This window comes from Lysinibacillus sp. NPDC094177 (genome assembly GCF_050279145.1).
In the GTDB taxonomy this organism is placed as follows: domain Bacteria; phylum Bacillota; class Bacilli; order Bacillales_A; family Planococcaceae; genus Lysinibacillus.
The window spans coordinates 1-19304 of the sequence record NZ_JBNNTW010000015.1 but is presented as its reverse complement, the minus strand read 5'-3'; the positions used below and the strand labels follow the sequence as shown (position 1 = coordinate 19304).

13 protein-coding genes are annotated in these 19304 nt (G+C 38.4%); 8 read left to right on the top strand and 5 right to left on the bottom strand.

The annotated features are described in order from the left end of the window. Positions 1–23 precede the first annotated feature (23 nt). Entirely contained in the window at positions 24–1250 is a 1227-nt protein-coding gene (locus tag ACQKNC_RS19080; RefSeq protein ID WP_427426326.1) for an MFS transporter, read from the top strand. Positions 1251–1252: 2 nt separating this feature from the next. After that, positions 1253–2665 carry an amidohydrolase gene (locus ACQKNC_RS19075; protein ID WP_427426325.1) on the top strand — a complete coding sequence of 471 codons (1413 nt, stop codon included), beginning with the start codon at positions 1253–1255 and terminating at the stop codon, positions 2663–2665. A 241-nt stretch (positions 2666–2906) separates the two neighbouring features. Here the strand turns inward: ACQKNC_RS19075 and ACQKNC_RS19070 are convergent, their stop codons facing one another. From ACQKNC_RS19070 to ACQKNC_RS19050, 5 genes are all read right to left on the bottom strand, one after another. After that, positions 2907–3350, bottom strand: a complete 444-nt coding sequence (locus tag ACQKNC_RS19070; RefSeq protein WP_427426324.1) for a MarR family winged helix-turn-helix transcriptional regulator — start codon at positions 3348–3350, stop codon at positions 2907–2909. 23 nt (positions 3351–3373) lie between these two features. Next, the gene (gene spx, locus ACQKNC_RS19065; protein WP_427426323.1) at positions 3374–3778 is read right to left on the bottom strand and encodes a transcriptional regulator Spx; all 405 of its coding nucleotides are present in this window, start codon (positions 3776–3778) and stop codon (positions 3374–3376) included. 604 nt (positions 3779–4382) lie between these two features. Beyond that, positions 4383–5948, bottom strand: a complete 1566-nt coding sequence (locus ACQKNC_RS19060; protein WP_427426322.1) for an ABC-F family ATP-binding cassette domain-containing protein — start codon at positions 5946–5948, stop codon at positions 4383–4385. Between the two features lie 56 nt (positions 5949–6004). Then, entirely contained in the window at positions 6005–6190 is a 186-nt protein-coding gene (locus ACQKNC_RS19055) for an SE1832 family protein (RefSeq protein WP_427426321.1), read from the bottom strand. A gap of 185 nt (positions 6191–6375) precedes the next feature. Continuing rightward, entirely contained in the window at positions 6376–7422 is a 1047-nt protein-coding gene (locus tag ACQKNC_RS19050; protein WP_427426320.1) for a PseG/SpsG family protein, read from the bottom strand. 297 nt (positions 7423–7719) lie between these two features. Between ACQKNC_RS19050 and ACQKNC_RS19045 the strand changes: the two genes are divergently transcribed. The 6 genes from ACQKNC_RS19045 (at position 7720) to ACQKNC_RS19020 (ending at position 18713) form a co-directional block, all read left to right on the top strand. Further along, a complete protein-coding gene (locus ACQKNC_RS19045; RefSeq protein WP_427426319.1) occupies positions 7720–8565 on the top strand; it encodes an NAD(P)H-binding protein in 846 nt (281 codons plus the stop codon). A 561-nt stretch (positions 8566–9126) separates the two neighbouring features. Further along, the gene (locus ACQKNC_RS19040; protein ID WP_427426318.1) at positions 9127–9681 is read left to right on the top strand and encodes an NADPH-dependent FMN reductase; all 555 of its coding nucleotides are present in this window, start codon (positions 9127–9129) and stop codon (positions 9679–9681) included. A gap of 121 nt (positions 9682–9802) precedes the next feature. After that, positions 9803–13585 (top strand): DEAD/DEAH box helicase, encoded by a 3783-nt coding sequence (locus ACQKNC_RS19035; RefSeq protein ID WP_427426317.1) that lies wholly within the window; start codon positions 9803–9805, stop codon positions 13583–13585. 1 nt (position 13586) lies between these two features. After that, positions 13587–14345: a hypothetical protein gene (locus ACQKNC_RS19030; protein WP_427426316.1), complete on the top strand. Its 759-nt coding sequence runs from the start codon at positions 13587–13589 to the stop codon at positions 14343–14345. 624 nt (positions 14346–14969) lie between these two features. After that, positions 14970–16043, top strand: coding sequence for a glycosyltransferase (locus tag ACQKNC_RS19025; protein ID WP_427426315.1), 1074 nt, complete (start codon positions 14970–14972; stop codon positions 16041–16043). 480 nt (positions 16044–16523) lie between these two features. Further along, positions 16524–18713 carry a DNA topoisomerase III gene (locus ACQKNC_RS19020; RefSeq protein WP_427426314.1) on the top strand — a complete coding sequence of 730 codons (2190 nt, stop codon included), beginning with the start codon at positions 16524–16526 and terminating at the stop codon, positions 18711–18713. Positions 18714–19304 lie beyond the last annotated feature (591 nt).

Below are 19304 nucleotides of genomic sequence, written 5' to 3'. Positions count from 1 at the left end.
AATTTGATGAAAGGGGTGGAGTTATGAATGTCGAACTGAAAAAACGCAGTAATTTAATTTTAGGCGTTTTGTTCTTTGGATGGATGGTTTCTTACATTGACCGGACTGCTATTAGCCTAGCTTTAATTAGTATTGGCAAAGATTTGTCCTTATCAGCCACTGAGCTAGGATTTGTTTTAAGTGCGTTCTTCTTTGGATATGCTGTGATGCAAATTCCTGGTGGATGGCTAACGGATAAGTACGGACCGATTAAATTATTAATTGGTGCCGTTGTTTTTTGGTCAGTTTTCACTGCATTTACAGGACTAGCTTGGTCACTCACTTCATTGCTCTTAATTCGATTTTTATTTGGTATTGGGGAAGGGGGATATCCTGCCGCAAGTACAAAAGCAATTTCTATATATTTTCAGAAAGAACAACGTACAAAGGCTCAAGCGACTATGATGTCATCCAATATGATAGGTAGTGCTATCGCTCCTATTATTTGTGCTCCTCTATTATTGGTAATGGATTGGCGCAATGTATTTTTCTTAATTTCTGGTTTAGGACTTATTTTTGTAATCGCTCTTTTGTGGAGTACGAAAAATACACAGACATTTATAGCAGAGGAGCAAAAAGAAAGCGAAGAGAAGAGCTCTTTTAGCAAAGTATTAAAAAATACTTATCTAATGCGTGTGCTTTTTATTTTCTTCTTTATTAATATTGCGAACTGGGGATTGAGCTCATGGATGCCAACATATTTAATGCAGGTGCATGGTTTAGATTTAAAAAATGTAGGATTCATAGCTGCTATACCAGCTATTTTCGCAGCTATTGGAATGATTATAAGTGGTCGAATTATTTCAAAGTTAGGAGGGCGCTCGAAATATGGCGTAATTTTTGGAGCAGTTGTGCTAGCTGTTTGTTTATTTCTCATGTCTACAGCCGCTTCTGCAGCACTAGCTATTACGTATCAATCAATAGCCTTTATATTAGTCTCTTTTATGGCCTCGTTTATATTTACGACGCCACACCATGTTGTCAATCAGCAAAATGTTGGGACAGCTTTTGGTGTAGTAAATTTTGGTGGACAAGCGGCCGGGATTATTTCGCCAATAATTATGGGTTATTTAATTAATGTATCAGGTGGTTCCTTTAAAACATCATTTATATTTTTAGCCATTATGTGCGTAATCGCAGCTGTAATCGCTGTTACGCTACCAGTTAACCATCAGCAACAAACAAATATAAAATCTGTGGAGGGATACTAACTATGAAACAATTATTATTTGAATGGATGCAACAAAATGAAGAAACGTTTAGTCAGATGGCAAAGAAAATTTGGGACAATCCTCAGCTAGGCTATGAAGAAACATTTGCTTCCTCGCTGCAACAAGATTTTCTGAAAAAAGAAGGGTTTGATATTGTTACGCCGATTGGTGATGTACAAACGGCCTTTTATGCACAGTGGGGATCAGGTAGTCCAATTATTGGTTTTTTAGGGGAGTTTGATGCGCTTCCAGGGTTATCACAGCAAGTCAGTTCATTATATTCGCCTGTGGAGGAGGGGGCACCTGGTCATGGCTGTGGTCACAATTTATTAGGAACGGCTGGAGTAGAAGCTGTAGTTGCCTTAAAAGAAGTGATGAAGCTTAACAATTTACAAGGAACGATTCGTTATTATGGATGCCCAGCGGAGGAATTGTTATCTGGGAAATCGTATATGGCACGTGCCGGTGTTTTTGATGATTTAGATGTTGTCTATACGTGGCATCCATTTACGTTTAACATGACTGCGAACTTCTCTATGCAAGCACTCACTGCCATTGAATTTTATTTTTCAGGTCGGACAGCACATGCTGCTGGTGCGCCGCATCTAGGGAGAAGTGCGCTTGATGCTGTTGAATTGACGAATGTCGGGGCCAATTATTTACGGGAGCATGTGCCAGACGGTTCTCGTATTCATTATCAAATTACAAATGGTGGCTTAGCACCCAATATTGTTCCAGATAAAGCAAGTGTCTATTATTACCTACGCGGAGCAAATCGTGATGCTGTCAAAGATTTAGAACGCAGACTCATTAAAGTGGCAAAAGGGGCAGCGATGATGACAGAAACAGAAGTGCATTGGGAGCTGAAGGCAGGGTGTTACGATACATTACCGAATTTCACATTAAATGAGCAAATGTTGACGCAGTGGAACGAGCTACCACCATTATCTTTTACAGAGGACGAGCTCACTTTTGCAAAATCACTACAGTCTTCATTAGATCCTTCTGTTCTTGCAGGTACCGCCCAACAATCTTTTGTACCGAATGAAATAAGTGAAGAGGTATTGGTGGAGCAGGTATTTCATATGCCACAAACTTTTCGCCAATCCATGCAAGGTTCTAGCGATTTAGGGGACGTTTCGTGGATTGCACCTCTTGGTCAGGTATTTACAACTTGTGCTCCATATGGGGTCCAAGTGCATACTTGGCAAGCAACTTCTGCTTTTGGATCTTCACTTGGTATGAAGGGGATGCATTATGCGGCAAAAGCGATGGCAGGAGCTGCTCTCGATTCCTTACTAGATCCAGATGTTATTAAAAAAGCGAAGGAGGAATTTGTGAATTTAAGAGCTGGGAAACATTATGAATGTGCTATTCCAGAAGAAGTAAAAGCGCCAAATTTCGGTTTAAACTAAGCGTCTAAAAATAGTTTAGGTGGGGGATCATCCTCACTCTTTGGAAGCATAAAAGGCTAGTAGGTGAGTGCCCCGACAATCCTGTGGAAAAACTGGCGAGCAGAGACTTTATATTATGTCATACAACCGATGAAACTTGGCAGTCGGTGGTAAGGGGGATAAACACCAAAATTTGGCCAAATGAAAACACCTTAAAAAGTTAGATGCATGTCTAACTTTTTAAGGTGTGAAAATGAAGCGTTTACTCAAATCGATTAGGTTCCGCATTGAGTAATTTTGAAAATATATCACGTAATGTTTGTACTTCCTCAGCTGTCAGCATACCAAACATATTGTGTATAAGATCGCTAACTTGCAGACGGGATTCTTCCAAAATATTTTCGCCATCCGCTGTAATTTTCAATTGAGATGCTCGTCGATCTGTAGCATGCTGTGTTTTTTCAATAAAGCCAGCATTAATGAGCTTACTTGTTAATACAGTGACACCACCAGTCGTCACTTTTAACCGATCAGCAATGGCAGAAGGGCGCTTTGGTCCCTCCTGCGATAAGTAGTCTAAAATTAAAATATGGGATTTTGAAAAGCCGAGTACATTATGATTATTCCACTCGTTTGCCCACTTACGCTCAATGGAAGATACTACTTCAAACAATGAGGTAATGGCTCTTTCTTTTTCTTGATCCATATAAGGTCAACTCCAAAACTGTTTTAACTTTCTTGTGCCAATCTTGTCATCGCGTTTAACTCATAAGCACGTACTTTGCGTGGAATAAAACGACGGATATCCATCTCATTGTACCCAACTTGAATACGTTTTTCATCAATTAAGATAGGGCTTCGTAACATTCTTGGGTGAGCCTGGATGATTTCAAACAACTCTTGAATAGAGAGCTGCTCAATATCAATATTAAGATTTTTAAAATCATTTGAGTTAGTTGCAATAATTTCGTCTGTTCCATCTTCTGTCATGCTTAAAATCTCTTTAAATTCAGCAAGTGTTAGTGGATGTGAAGTAATTCGTTTTTCTTTATATTCGATGTTGTGATCTTTTAACCATTTTAGTGCTTTTCTGGATGAAGAACAGCTCGCTTGTGAATAAATTGTAACTGTCATTCTTCATTCCCCGCTTTCTTTTTAGGATTATATTTAATATATATCTTATTAGTAAGTTAATTAGGTTGTATATATATCTTACTAGTAAGCTATATATAAATCAATAGTTATTTAAAAAAACTTAAACAGAAATGCTATTTTTTTAACTACATTAAAATATACGCAAGAAGGAGCGAAAAGTTTCACAAATTCAGCTTACAATGATGTAAGTTTATCCAATATTAATAATAGATGCTAATAGAATAAAGAGAGCTGTTCAAATATAGAGAGAAATAGTCTGAATTAATGGAGATAGATATATTGTTAATCCACTCATTATTAATATGATTGAATACAGGTTTTTATGCTTAGATAAATAAACTTTTTATTTGGGGCTGAGAAGAGGAGTGTTTCTAAGAGCTCGGGTGGTTCAGGGAACTGCTCGGGTTGGTCGAAAAACTGCTCAGGTAAGCCAAGTAACTGCTCGGGTAGACCAAGAAACCACTAAGGTAGGTAATATAACTGCCAAAATGATACTACCCATATCCGATTTTAAGCACAAAAAAGAGGGCAGTTCCGAGTGATCCATGAATCACACCGGTAACTGCCCATGTTAATAATATTTCTAGCTTTGTTGTCCTGAAGTAAACCAGTCTTGGACATTCCAAACCTTTGTTGCTAAACCTTCATAGAAATCAGGTTCATGGCTTACTAGAACGATTGTGCCTTTAAATTCTTTCATGGCACGTTTTAGCTCATCTTTTGCATCGACATCCAAGTGGTTTGTCGGTTCGTCAAATACTAGCCAGTTTGCTTCTTCCATCATGAGCTTACATAAACGTACCTTAGCTTGCTCACCACCAGATAAAGAATTAAGTGGGCGAGTAATATGCTCTGTTTTAAGTCCTGCGCGAGCTAATGCTGCACGTACTTGTGCTTGCTCCATAGAAGGGAAGGCATTCCACACATCATCAATTGGTGTGATTTTGTCCGCCTTTACCTCTTGTTCAAAGTAAGAAGGGTAAAGATAATCACCACGAATAACTTTTCCGTCCAATGGGTTTATTTTGCCTAGCATCGTTTTTAATAATGTTGATTTACCGACACCATTCATACCTACTAGAGCAATTTTTTCCCCACGTTCAATAGCAAAAGTAAGCGGGGGAAGTAACGGCTTGTCTTTGTCGTATCCAATGACTAAGTTTTCAGCCTCTACTACATAACGACTTGAAGAACGTGCCTCTTTAAAGCCAAATTCAGGTTTTACAGCTGTTTCAGGACGATCGATACGCTCTAAGCGGTCAAGTTGCTTGGCGCGAGATTTTGCACGACCAGTAGTTGAGTAGCGAGCTTTATTTTTTGCGATAAAATCTTCTTGTTTTTTTATGAATTCCTGTTGTTTTTCATAAGCATCGATATGCTGGCGCTTATTGATTTCAGCAAGCTCTAAAAACTTTTCATATGTCGCCGTATAGCGAGTTAATTTTGAAAATTCTAGTTGGAAGATAACATCCACTGTTTCATTCATAAATTCTGTATCATGTGAAATTAATAAGAAAGCGTGTGGATAATTCTTTAAATAGATTTTCAACCATGTAATATGCTCTTCATCAAGATAGTTCGTCGGCTCATCTAGTAATAATACTTTTGGTTTTTCAAGTAATAGCTTAGCTAGTAAAACCTTTGTACGTTGACCGCCGGAAAGAGCAGCAACATCACGTTCTAAGCCGATTGCATCAAGACCAAGACCTCGTGCAACCTCCTCAATTTTCATATCAAGAGAATAGAAATCACCTGCATCCAGAGCATCTTGAGCCTCTGCCATTTGCTCTAGTAAAACTTCCAATTCTTCAGGTGTTGCTTCAGCCATTTTTCCTGTAATTTCATTGAGCTCTTCTTCTTTTTTATATAAAGGAAGGAAGGCGTCACGTAATGCATCACGCATAGTTCGACCAGCTGTCAATACAGTGTGCTGATCTAAATAGCCGTAATGCGTTCCAGGAAGCCATTCAACCTTCCCAGTATCGTGGATAGCTTGACCCGTAATGATGCCCATTAATGTTGATTTACCAACCCCATTTGCACCTACTAGACCAATATGATCACCTTCAACTAAACGAAAAGAGACATCTTTAAATAGCGTGCGGTCACCGAATGAATGACCTAAATTTTCTACTGTTAATATTGCCATATATGTTCCTCCGAGATAGCAGTTAAGCTTTTTTATAACCGCTAGATATTTTCATTTTAAAGATCTGCTAATTGTTTGTTTAATTCCGCTAGTGTTGCTTCCATATTCGCAAGGCGTTGCTCTGCTTTTGCCACTTGATCATTATGACCTGTAGATTCAAGCTTTTCGATGTCACCTTGTAAATTCATATAATCCATTTTTAGCTCTCTAATTTGATATTCAATATCACTTTTTGATGGCATGATGATTGCTCCTTTTTGTGTATATTTGAATGCGTGTAAAAGCGATGGAGGTTTTTTTATCCCCCACCGCTTATTAGTTACTATCAATCGGGTACTTATGATGCTTGAATTCACTTCTTGTTATTGAAGATAAACGAAAGTGAAAAATTCTACTATATTGTATCATATCCACCTTAAAAGAATCACTAAGTAGAAGCGATATTATGACGATCATAAGCGAAATCTAAAAGCAATGACTGTAGCGCTTCATTGTTACCTGTAAGATTAAGCTGTCGCTGTTTTTTAACAGCCCGTTCGCTTCGAGCCTCGTGTAATAGAAATTCCATTACAGCATTTTGAATTTGTGATTGCTTCATTTTGCGACCAAGTCCAAGGTGGATAAAGCCGTTCAGTTCACGAGGGAATGCGTGTAATAGCTCAGCTTCTGTTTGTGCAAGTGTGATACAAGGTACACCATAAGAGGCGATTTTGTAAGGTGTATAGTTAGCATTACAAATAATAACATCTGCTTTTGGTAATAGTTTTAGGAGTGCGTTTTTATCACGAAGAATGGCGGTATTACGACGACTAAGCACCATCATTTGCAAATCATCTGTTGCATGTCGATAGCTATCATCAATCATCACTGTAATTTGTAGTGGGATTTGTAGCTGCGTTAAGTGTCGAAGAGTACGGTAGGTTAAGTTATGCTCGTCCCCATCCTCAAAAGCAACAACAATATGAGGTGGGTTTTCAGGTGTTTTACTGTCTGGTCTATCATCAAAATTCTGGAAGGCCTCTGGTAATGCAAAGTTGAAGCTTCCGCCAATATAATGAGATGGTAAATAGTCTTTAACTTCTTGATAGAGTGCTAACAATACACAGTCACAGGCTTGACCACCCTCACCAAAATCATCAAAGTGAATGATTGTTTTGCAGAACGGTCGTAAATTTTGTACTTGCCAGCTTTCGGAGTTACGGCCATCCCTAACAATTAAATCAGGTTGAATACCTTTCATGTGCTTTGGTAGCTCATCGAAATGTTCAAATAAAATCGGCGAGAGATTTTCATTCATTAAAATTTGAATCCCATCATTTGAAGGGGTCTTTACAAATATGAAAACTTTTTCATTTGCAAGTAGCTTTGCCAGCGTTGCAACCCGTTCAAAAGGATACAGCCCTTTATCAATACAGCTTTCAATAATGAAAACAATCGTCTTTTTTAGTTCCATTGCTTGAATTTCGTTTTGCAAATGTATCCCATCCTTTCATCCGTCTATTTAAACTATGGTGAATGATGGGCAAGTATGTGTAAAAAATTAGGATTAGATAATTTATGTCATAATGTGAAATGTAGCAGCCCCTTTCTCCAAGTAGTTTTTGAAAACTCCTAAAATTAAATGAGTAAGAGCTCCTTCTTTGACCGATAAATAAAGTAGAGTTTGCGGGAAGATACATATGATTGTTTAGGTTTTTAAATAGAAGCTTGCTGATTTTGTTCCAGCAGTGCGACTTCTGGAGCGAACGGATCTTAGAAGGGGGTACAACCAATGGGAATGCGCGCAGCGATTGTTGTAGGGGCTACTGGATTAACAGGTGCCTCTCTTGTAGAACAATTATGTGAAAATGATGAATATGTTTCAGTGACGGTTATTGCACGAAGAGCACCGGCATTTTCGCATCCAAAGCTAGAAGTGAAAATTCGTAATTTTGATACTTTAGAGGAAAAAGATATCGAATTTGCACATGAACTTTATTGTTGTTTAGGGACGACGATTAAAAAGGCAGGATCTCGTGAGGAATTTGAGAAAGTTGATTTTGAATATCCGCTAACTATTGCCTCGTTAGCAAAAAATCGAGGAATCCCACATATGCTTGTCATCACAGCAATGGGAGCAAAAGAAAATTCTCCATTTTACTATAATCGAGTAAAAGGAAAGCTCGAACATGATCTTATGGAGCTGGGCTTACAAAGACTTTCCATTATTCGCCCATCTTTATTAGTCGGGGAGAGGGAGGAATTACGCTTAGGTGAAAAGGTGGGAGAGAGGGTTTTAAAGTTAGCAAAGCCACTTTTAGTTGGGCCATTAAAGCGTTCAAGAGCTATAGAAGCTTCCCAAGTTGCGAAGGCGATGATAGTTATTGCACTGTACGGCGATAAACAGCCTGTTACAATTTATCAATCACAGGAATTAGTAAAGTTGGATTTTCCTGAAACGCAGGATGAGGACGTTTCAAGGGAGCAATTATTTAATTGGAATAATCGTAAATTATCGGGTACTAGCGATGCAGAAGATAAAGTAAATCGTGAAGTCGTTATTAATCGAGATAAATATAAAATAGAGGAAACCTTTGTAGATAAAGAAGTAAATTTCCAACATCGTGAGGATAAATAAAGGTCCATCACCGAAATTTCTTTATTAAAATGTATTCAATGCAGATAAGTTGATTGGAGTGGAGGCTGGGCGACTCCTTGGGGATTAGCGATAGAGGAACGAAGGCTAAAAGCATTACATCCTGTGATAACGCCTTCGTGACCAACCTCGGTGCTGTTGCTGTCGCTACGTTGCACTGCGCTTTCGCACAGACAAAACCACTTTGCTGCCGCTACGTTAACACTACACTTTCGCGCAAAAAACATCTGTTGGCCCGAGACCCTGCAGCGAAGCGAAGCGGCTCATCGGACGCCCCAAGGAAGCTTTGCTCTGTGCGAAAGCGAAGCGGCAGCGATAAAAGCGCCCAGCCGGAACGGAAATCAATTCCACGTTATGAGCCAAATATTATTTTAATAACAAGTAATCCACATGCCGAAGTTTCTTTCTAAAGCAATATTTCTTGCATAGACTACATTCCGCCTAAAGACTGAATTTACGGTTTTAACCACTACATTTCTTTCCGTGCCTCTTTTCATTTGTTACAATATTATTGTAGAAGATAAATGTGGAGGCAAAGTGAAAATGAAAATTTTACTCGTTGATGGCACAATGTTTGGTCGTAAAACTGGTGCTATTTTAGAGCAAGCGGAGCAATATATTAAAGAATTAGATGCTAGTTTCGAGTTAGAAATTATGCATTTTAGTCAATATAAGCATCAAATTGTAGACGGTTCACCGTTAAATGATGACATGAAGGAAATGATTCAAAAGTTTGAGGAAGCGGATGCATATATTATCGCGACACCGATTTTCCAAGCATCGATTCCGGGCGTTTTGAAAAACGCATTCGACTTCTTGCATCCAAAAACAATGCGCTATAAGCCAGTATCTATCGTGGCCAATGGTGGCACATATCAGCACCATTTAGTAGTAGAAAATCAGTTGAAGCCAATTTTAGACTACTTCCGTGCACTTGTAACTCCGAACTATGTATACACACATACATCTCATTTTGATGCAGATAATAATATTGTCGATGAAGATGTTCATAATCGTTTACGTGAATTGGCTCGTGTTTTTGTACAGTATTGTGAAATGAGCAAAACATTGCCGAAAGAACCGATTGATCAACATTAAAATAAAATCTTTATCCCTTGTGCAGTGGAAGGAAATCACTGTGCAGGGGATTTTTCTTTTCAAGTATCCATTTACGATGTGATAAAATAGAATTTTAGTGAAACGGAAGGGAGGGCTGCTCATGCAGGACATCGCTTTACTAGAAAAACAACGCTGTAGTCTAATATTGACTAATAAGGCAAAGGAAGCGGTAGAGGAATGCTCAGCAAATGAGCATGCCTTTTTTGCCTTACAAAATACATTCACCGTCTATATCGAAAAGCGCAAGGCAAAAACAGTTGGTGAAACATTTTTATCGATTTATTTTAATGCGGAGCAAAATGAAAAGTTAACCGACGTCCTTGCTGAGAAAACAGCCATTATGGATTGTGTGCTAAAAGTTGAAGGATTGCTAGCTACAAATATTCGTTTTGTACATATGCGAGGCCCAATCAATACAAACCGACGCTTACCAGCAGCATTACAATTAGTTACAAGACCTAATAATGGAGCAGGGATTCCGCTCGATCTTCATAAAAAAATAAGAGAGCTACCGATAGCTGAGGAGCGCACAGAATATGTGAAAAAGCGTATCTCGAGCTGGGAAGGCTATTTAAAAATTCAAGAACGCGATGCGACCATAGATGATATTCATACAGAATTTAAGCAAAGCTATTTTAATGAAGATTTTACTAGGTTGACAATTGTCTGCCCTTATATAAAATCGAAGGAATGGAAGAAGCTTGAAGGGTTAAGTGTGAATATTCAAGGGGTACGTGGTGAAATTGGACAAGTATTAAAGGCTAATGCAGGGAAACAGACAATAGAAATTGACTTAAAGCCTTTTGTACAGGATTTAGCACGTAAAGATCAACTTAACCTTCGTTCAAAGCAGGCGAGCTTTAGTAATTTTGCGACATTGAGTCAAATTAGACGATTACGCAATGGTTTTACAAAGCTAGAAAAAGGCGAGGCAGTTAACCCTAATTTAGAGACAATACTATTTGAAAAACGTCCAACTGTCCGAGCATCAAAGCTTCGAGACGATATTGTTTTTCACAATAATTTAAACGAATATCAACGGCGAGCTGTTTTAGGAGCATTGTCTGTTGAAGACTTGTATGTGATTCAAGGACCACCTGGTACAGGGAAGACAACCGTTATTTCTGAAATTTGTCAGCAAAATGTCAAGGCAGGCTTAAAAACACTCGTGGCCTCTCAATCAAATCTAGCCGTGGATAATGCATTAGGACGACTTCTTTCCAATCAAGAAATTCGAATTTTACGCTATGGTAGAACGGAAAGCATTGAAGAAGAGGGTAAAAAATTTATTGAGGAAAATGTCGCGCTGCATTGGCGTGAGCAAACTCTTGCAGCGATTGAAGAGGAAATCACAGCTTTTACAGAACGTGAACAAGAACTAAAATCAAGTATTACCAAGGCCGAGGAAGAGCTAGAAAAGCTTGAGGCATGGCTTGAGGAGCTAACAAAGGAAATAGCTGCAAAAGAACAGGCTGCAATTGACGAGCCAATATTACAGCAGGAAATACAAGCGTTAAAAAAAGAATTAAAGGCTACAAAAGCTGAGCAGCAGGAGAACGAGGCACATAAAGAGCATTACGAAAAACAGCTGGCGCAAATCGAGCCTGCTGTAAAGTCGCTTGAGCAAACCCTTGCCGAAAGCCCATCTATAGAACAGCTAAAGCTTACTATAGAGGAAACTACTCAAAAAATTGAGCAATTGGAAGCGGCTGCTCAATATAAGGAGCTGCAAGAGCAAAAGCAACATCTGGCACTGCAGTTCAAAGATATCCAATTGAAATATGAAGAGGAAAATAATCGTCTTCGATTAATGAAGGAAGCCGAACGATATATCAGCACTTTAACGTCATATGAGCGAATCCAACGATTTTTACAACACTATCACATTCGCCCATCTTATGTGCTATCACAGCAAATTAGTCGTTTGCAGCATTTAGAGGATGCCAAAGATTTAGAGGCATGGGCAACCATCAATTCACGTTTACAAAAAGCTATCGCAAAGCTTGAGTCGTTGGTATCTTATGAAGAAAAAGAACATGCCCTTGCTAAAAGTAGATTGCAGCCAGTTCAATCGTTTTCCTTGCAAAATCTAACAGGTGTTTTTGCGCAACTCAATACTGCCTTTCAAGATGATCAAACACCACCTGTCGCGCAACTTGAGAGTTTCTTGCTCGGATTATATATGCGTCGTGATTTTGTCTGGCAAAAAGGTATAGCTCTTAAACAACAACAAGATCATAAAGATCGGGAGTTTGAGTCATTACGTAAAGGTATTGGTGGCTTATTACATCAAGAGTGTGCTATTACAAGCTTCGACGTTCAAAGCTTACAGCGACAATTGCAGCCATATTTACAGCATACAGAACGACTTCAGCAACTAGTTGAGACATTCCAAATTGATGCTGAGCCAGAAGAGTCTGTAGAGCATTTAAAAATGCTTGTATCGCAATCAAAATCTTCTCTTCAAATAGCACGTCAACAGCTTGAGGCAGTTGAGCATGCTAATACACAGCTCCTACCAAAGAAAGCGGCACTTCAAACAGCGCAGACTAGCTTACAAGAGATTGAACAACAGCTAACACAATTAGAAGAAAACATTAAAGAAATTAATATAGCTGGATTGAAGAAAGAGAAGCAGCTCACAGCTTGCACAAAGCTTCTACAATCAACACCGGAGCGCACTTCCGAGGAAGTAGTGGAAGCAATTGCATCCTCGAAAACAGCAATAGTGGAATTACAGCGCAAGGAACAGCAGCTCCCTCTTCGAAAAAAATTACAAGAGCAATGGCGTGACAAGCTGCACAATGCTACTGAATATGATTTAGATGAAATTCGTAAATTATATGTGCGTCATGCGAATGTTATCGGTACAACATGCGTAGCTTCGGCAAGTAAGGAATTTATGGAAAACTACCCGACATTTGATGTTGTTATTATTGATGAAGTTTCAAAGGCAACACCACCAGAGCTATTGTTGCCAATGCTTAAAGGTAAAAAAGTTATTTTAGTGGGCGATCATCATCAGCTACCTCCATTACTTGGAGATGATACGTTGGAGGAAACGTTAAAAGCAATGCTCGATGAAAATCCAAACTTTGACGGCGCGCAGGAATTAAAAAATTTACTGCGTGAATCGCTGTTTGAACGCTTGTTTAATAATTTACCGCAAACACATAAGCAAATGCTGGCATTGCAGTACCGAATGCATGAAAAAATTATGCAAAGTATTACACCGTTTTACGCGAAAGAGGAAAATGGTCTGCAATGTGGTTTACCTGATTCAGATGCAGCGCGAGACCATTGCCTAGAAGGACAATTTGTTAACCGTGATGATCATTTGCTATGGGTCGATATTCCAACAGAAAAACCTTATTTAGAGGAGCAGGTTAAGGGCGGAACGAGTCGTTACAATGAGGGTGAATTACAAACAATTCGACGTATTTTAATCGATTTGAACACATCTGTTATTGAAGCTAAAGCAGCTGGACGTATGCCTCAAGATGCACAAAAAAGCGTTGGGGTTATTAGCTTCTACGGGGAGCAAGTTAAGAAAATTAATCGCCTTCTTCAGCAGGAATTACAGCTACCACATCTTCAATTTAGAACCGGGACAGTCGATAAGTTCCAAGGTATGGAGATGGACGTCATATTAGTTAGCATGGTACGTAATACGCCTAAAGGGGGAGACGTTGGCTTTGCAAGAGATTATCGCCGCTTAAACGTTGCCTTATCTCGTGCACGAGAACTATTACTACTTGTCGGAAGTGCTGAGATGTTTGCCAAACGTGCGAAGCATCCAGATACACGAGAGATGTACAGCAATCTGTTAGAGACAGTGAAATCCTATAACGGCTTGCGTAATCATGAAGGACAGGTGATGTAGATTGTCAAAATTACAGCAGCGCTTAATGCGAGAAATTCAGCAAAATCGGAATGTTAATATCGTCAAAACCGATGAATGGAGCATCCCGATTCGAACGGTAGAAGTGACCTATGAGCCAGTTCGTCGTTCTACTATGGATGTCCTGATGACAATGCTGTTAATGAGCATACAGGAAGCGGATTTTGCAAACGCACAAGAATTAAGTGAGCTATTACTAGTCGATCCGTTATTTATTGAGGATCTAGTATCATTAATGTCTCGAGTGAGTCTTATTGAGCAAACGGAAGGCTTCTATAGATTAACCTCTAAAGGACAGCAGCAACTGGAACGTGGCATCTTTGAAGAGGAGCTAGATGTAGAAATGGCCAACCTTTACTATAGCCCAGGCCATCTTGCATTTCTTGCTGTCGACGAGGACAATATGGAAGAATATGATGATCTACCAGAGCCATATCGTTATGTCGATGAAGAGGCTGAGAAGCAGGAGCATTTTGAAGAAGAGATGTTAATAGAAGCGCTACAGCAAGAGGATGAAGAAAAAGCTGGAGCGGGAGCCTCACAAAAAATAATTTCAAAAATTGTTCAAACCGACGCTAAACAAATTAATGATATCCCATGCCTTGAATTTGTCCTTCACGATAAAGAACAAAATATTTTGTTCGTTCGTATATGGAATGCGCTGTTAAATCAATGGGATTCGCACCTAGAACAGCAGCTCACAGAAAAAGAACAACTAAAGTGGCGTGAACAATACTTATAAAACAAAAAACGAACGAGTGCAACGTTCGTTTTTTTGTTTTTCATAGTTGAAATCTTTTGATGTTATCCAAAAGATACACGCTATGTGAGGTGGTTGATTGGAGTGGAGACTGGGTGACACCTTGGGGATCAGCAAATAGAGGAACGAAGGCTAAAACCATCACGTCCTGTGATAACGCCTTCGTGACCAACATCGGTGCTGTTGCTGTTGCTGTCGCTACGTCGCACTACGCTTTCGCACAGATAAAAACACTTTGCTACCGCTACGTTAACACTTTGCTACCGCTACGTTAACACTTTGCTACCGCTACGTTAACACTTTGCTACCGCTACGTTAACACTACGCTTTCGCGCAAAAAACATCTGTTGGCCCGAGACCCTGCAGCGAAGCGGCATCGATAAAAGAGCCCAGTCGGAACGGAAATCAACCGCTTTCTTTGCCGAAGAGCATGCTCATTTGGGGTGTATGTCGATAAAACGGAAAAGTTGGGTGATAAAAACAAAAAGTTAGGTGACAAATTAAAAAAGTTAGGCGATAAATTCAAAAAGTAGGGCGATAAAATGGTAAAAAGCCTCGATAAATTTTTAAGCTTGCATATATTATTACAAAAAAAGGAGGGGACAGATGTTTACGATTAGTTTATGTATGATTGTCAAAAATGAAGAATGTATTATTGAAAGATGCCTAGACTCCGTTCAACATTTAGTGGATGAAATCAATATTATTGATACGGGCTCAACTGATCGTACAAAAAATATCGTCCAAAACTATACCTCTCGAATTTTCGATTTTACCTGGTGTGATGACTTTGCCAAAGCTCGTAACTTTTCTTTTCAACAAGCTACAAAAGATTTTATTTTATGGCTCGATGCAGATGACGTGATCACAACAGAACATCAGCAAAAGTTCCTACAACTTAAGCAATCTCTTTATCATCCTAATGTCGATGCTGTGTCCATGGATTATTATGTAACGTTAGATGCAGATGGCTGTGTAGAATCAAGTGAAAAAAGATTTCGTCTCGTAAAACGTGCACGTAATTTTCAGTGGCAGGGTGCCGTCCATGAGTATTTAGATGTAACAGGCCAGCTCTATCATAGCGATATAGCAGTTACACATTTGCCGAGAAAAAGTGATATTCAACGCAATATTAATATTTATGAGCGTTTAAAGAAAGAAGGGCACCCATTTTCAGCTAGAGAAACATTTCATTATGCAAATGAACTAAAATTCCATCAGCGATTTTTAGAAGCAATCAATCACTATAATATTTTCCTAGATTCCACAAATGGAACTGCTGATGATAATATTGAAGCTTGCTTAAATTTAGCGGATTGCTACCAACAACTACACGATTCAAAACAAGCAACACAAGCTATTTTACAATCATTATTATATGATCGACCTAGACCAGAAACATGCTGCCGAATTGGTCATTTTTTTATGGAGCAATTGAAAAATAAAGAGGCCATTTATTGGTATTCACAAGCATTACAGCAGCCTATAGAACAAACAATGGGTATTCAAAAGTATGCTTATTCCACATGGCTTCCACATTTACAATTAAGCTTGTTATACAATCGCTTGCGTCTCTATGAAAATGCGCATCAGCATAATGAAGCAGCGCGTAAATTTAAGCCAAAAGATCAGCGCATACTAGACAACCGAAAATACTTGTTAAGTCAGTTAAAGAAGTAAGGCCGTCATGGGAAGGGAACATCAATAAAGTTTATATATATTCCATAACCAATTAACACCGATACAAAAACAACAATCGTCATACAAATCACATTCCGAGGTCTGAAAGTTCGAGCATCCATTCATTCATCCCCTTTCGATTTTGTGAACATTCTGTTAACTCAACATATGTTTTAAGAGTTTGAGTATGCAGTTCCTCTTCGATATTTTTATTTGAAGCATAGAAAAGAAGAGCAAATTCACGCTAATTGTGAATTTGCTCTTTACATTAATTGTCTACCTGATCAGATTTCAGGCGTACCAGATCAATTTTCCAGGCTATCCGATCAATTCTCTGAGGTACCCGATCTGTTTTCATCACTACCTAATCATTTTTCCGGCAATGACTATTATGAAGACTAAGTAGATGGCTCTAAATAATTTCTGCCACGAACTTATGGTATATTAGACATTACATAGTTAGTAAAGGAGTACGAATATATGGTTAAAAGTGTAGTTATTGCTGAAAAACCTTCAGTTGCACGTGATATAGCAAATGTTTTGAAATGTAATAAAAAAGGGAACGGATATTTAGAAGGTGACAAATATATAGTTACTTGGGCATTAGGTCATTTAGTGACATTAGCTGATCCAGAAGCCTACGATAATAAATATAAAACATGGAATTTAGAAGACCTTCCGATGTTGCCAGAACGAATGAAGTTAGTCGTTATGAAGCAAACGGGTAAGCAATATAATGCGGTCAAATCACAGTTAACTCGTAATGATGTCAATGAAATCATTGTCGCTACTGATGCTGGGCGTGAAGGTGAATTAGTTGCTCGATGGATTATTGACAAAGCAAATGTGAAAAAACCAATTAAACGTTTATGGATTTCATCTGTCACAGATAAAGCGATTAAAGAAGGATTTGCAAATTTAAAACCGGGTAAAAACTACGATAATTTATATGCTGCTGCAGTCGCTCGTTCTGAAGCGGATTGGTATATCGGATTAAATGCGACACGAGCATTAACGACAAGATTTAATGCACAGCTGAACTGTGGTCGTGTTCAAACCCCAACCGTTGCGATTATTGCTGCACGTGAAGATGAAATTAAAAACTTCAAACCACAAACGTATTACGGTATTGAAGCACAAACAGATTCATTAAAGCTTACATGGCAAGACGCAAATGGTAATTCACGTAGCTTCAATAAAGAAAAAACCGACGTTATTGTTAAAGCATTAGGCAACCAAGATGCAAAAATCGTTTCAATTGACCGTAAGCCTAAAAAATCATTTGCCCCAGGTCTTTATGATCTAACAGAATTACAGCGAGATGCCAATAAATTATTTGGTTATTCTGCAAAAGAAACATTAAATATTATGCAAAAGCTATATGAATCACATAAAGTGCTGACATACCCTCGTACGGATTCGCGTTATTTATCATCTGATATTGTAGGCACATTACCTGAGCGCCTAAAAGCATGTGGCATTGGCGAATATCGTACATTAACAAATAAAATCTTAACAAAGCCAATTAAAGCGAATAAATCATTTGTAGATGACAGTAAAGTATCCGATCACCATGCCATCATTCCAACTGAAGGTTATGTGAACTTATCTGCATTCAATGATAAAGAGCGTAAAATTTATGATTTAGTAGTAAAACGATTTTTAGCTGTATTATTCCCAGCACAAGAATACGAGCAATTAACAGTACAAGCTCAAATCGGTAATGAGAAATTTATTGCCAAAGGGAAAACCGTCACTATTGCTGGTTGGAAAGAAGTATATCAAAATCGTTTTGATGATGAAGAATCAACGGATGATGTCAAAGAGCAGCTGCTTCCTCGTTTAGAACAAGGACAAGTGTTAAAAACAAAGCTAATTGCCCAAACGTCTGGTCAAACGAAGCCACCCGCACGTTTTACAGAGGCGACATTACTATCAGCAATGGAAAATCCTACGAAGTATATGGAAACGAACGACAAAAAACTTGTTGATACGTTGAAATCAACAGGTGGGTTAGGGACCGTTGCAACACGAGCAGATATTATTGAAAAGCTCTTTAATTCATTCTTAATCGAAAAACGTGGCGGTAAAGAAATTTACATTACATCTAAAGGTCGCCAATTACTTGACTTAGTGCCTGAAGAATTACGTTCCCCTGCAACAACAGCTGAGTGGGAGCAAAAGTTAGAGCTAATTTCAAAAGGTAAGTTGAAAAAAGAAGTGTTCATCAATGAAATGAAAAAGCACACTCAAGAAATAGTCGCTGAAATTAAAGCAAGTGATAAAAAATATAAGCATGACAATATCTCAACAAAATCATGTCCTGATTGCGGCAAGCCAATGCTTGAAGTTAACGGTAAAAAAGGTAAAATGCTTGTCTGCCAAGACCGTGATTGTGGACATCGTAAAAACGTATCACGCGTCACAAACGCACGTTGCCCACAATGTAAGAAAAAGCTAGAACTTCGTGGTGAAGGTGATGGCCAAATCTTCGTATGTAAATGTGGCTATCGTGAGAAGTTATCTGCATTTGAAGCCCGTCGTAAAAAAGAAGGCGGTGGCAAAGTAGATAAACGTAGTGTACAGAAATACATGAAACAGCAAGAAAAAGAAGTAGAACCAATTAACAATGCGTTTGCGGATTTGTTAAAAGGGATGAAGTTTGATTAGCGCGGATAAAACACATAGTTAATATCATAAAAGAAGTTGGGACAAAACCTCCATAAATAACAAAGCAGCCCAGAAAATTTTACGGATAGTAAAATTTTCTGGGCTTTGTATTGCAGAGAAATAGGGTGAAGAAAATAGAACGACTTGTTCTAAACAAGAAAAAAGAGAAAGCGAACAGGCTCGATTTCTCTTTTTTCTCTTATATCAGTTGGTTGTGACCTAGCCTCTCTTTGTTGTTTTTTTTGTAGCTATTTAATAGGAAGTTTTTCAATGAAATGAAATAGGTATAATTTTTTTTAGAAAAAGTGTTGACCTTTTTAGAATATACGTGTAATATTATACGAGTCGCTAAGATAACTAGTGAAAAACAATTGAATTAAATAAATTAGTTGTTGACATCTAGTATACGACGTGATATTATATAAGAGTTGCTGCTAAAGAAGTGGTAACGAAATGAACCTTGAAAACTGAACAAGCAAAACGTAATCAATAAAGTTTTTAGTAGCTAACCTTGAGTTAGTGAACGAAACAAAATTTTGGACATCAAACATGATGCCAGCAAAACAATTTGAGCTAATCAAATTTCTTTTT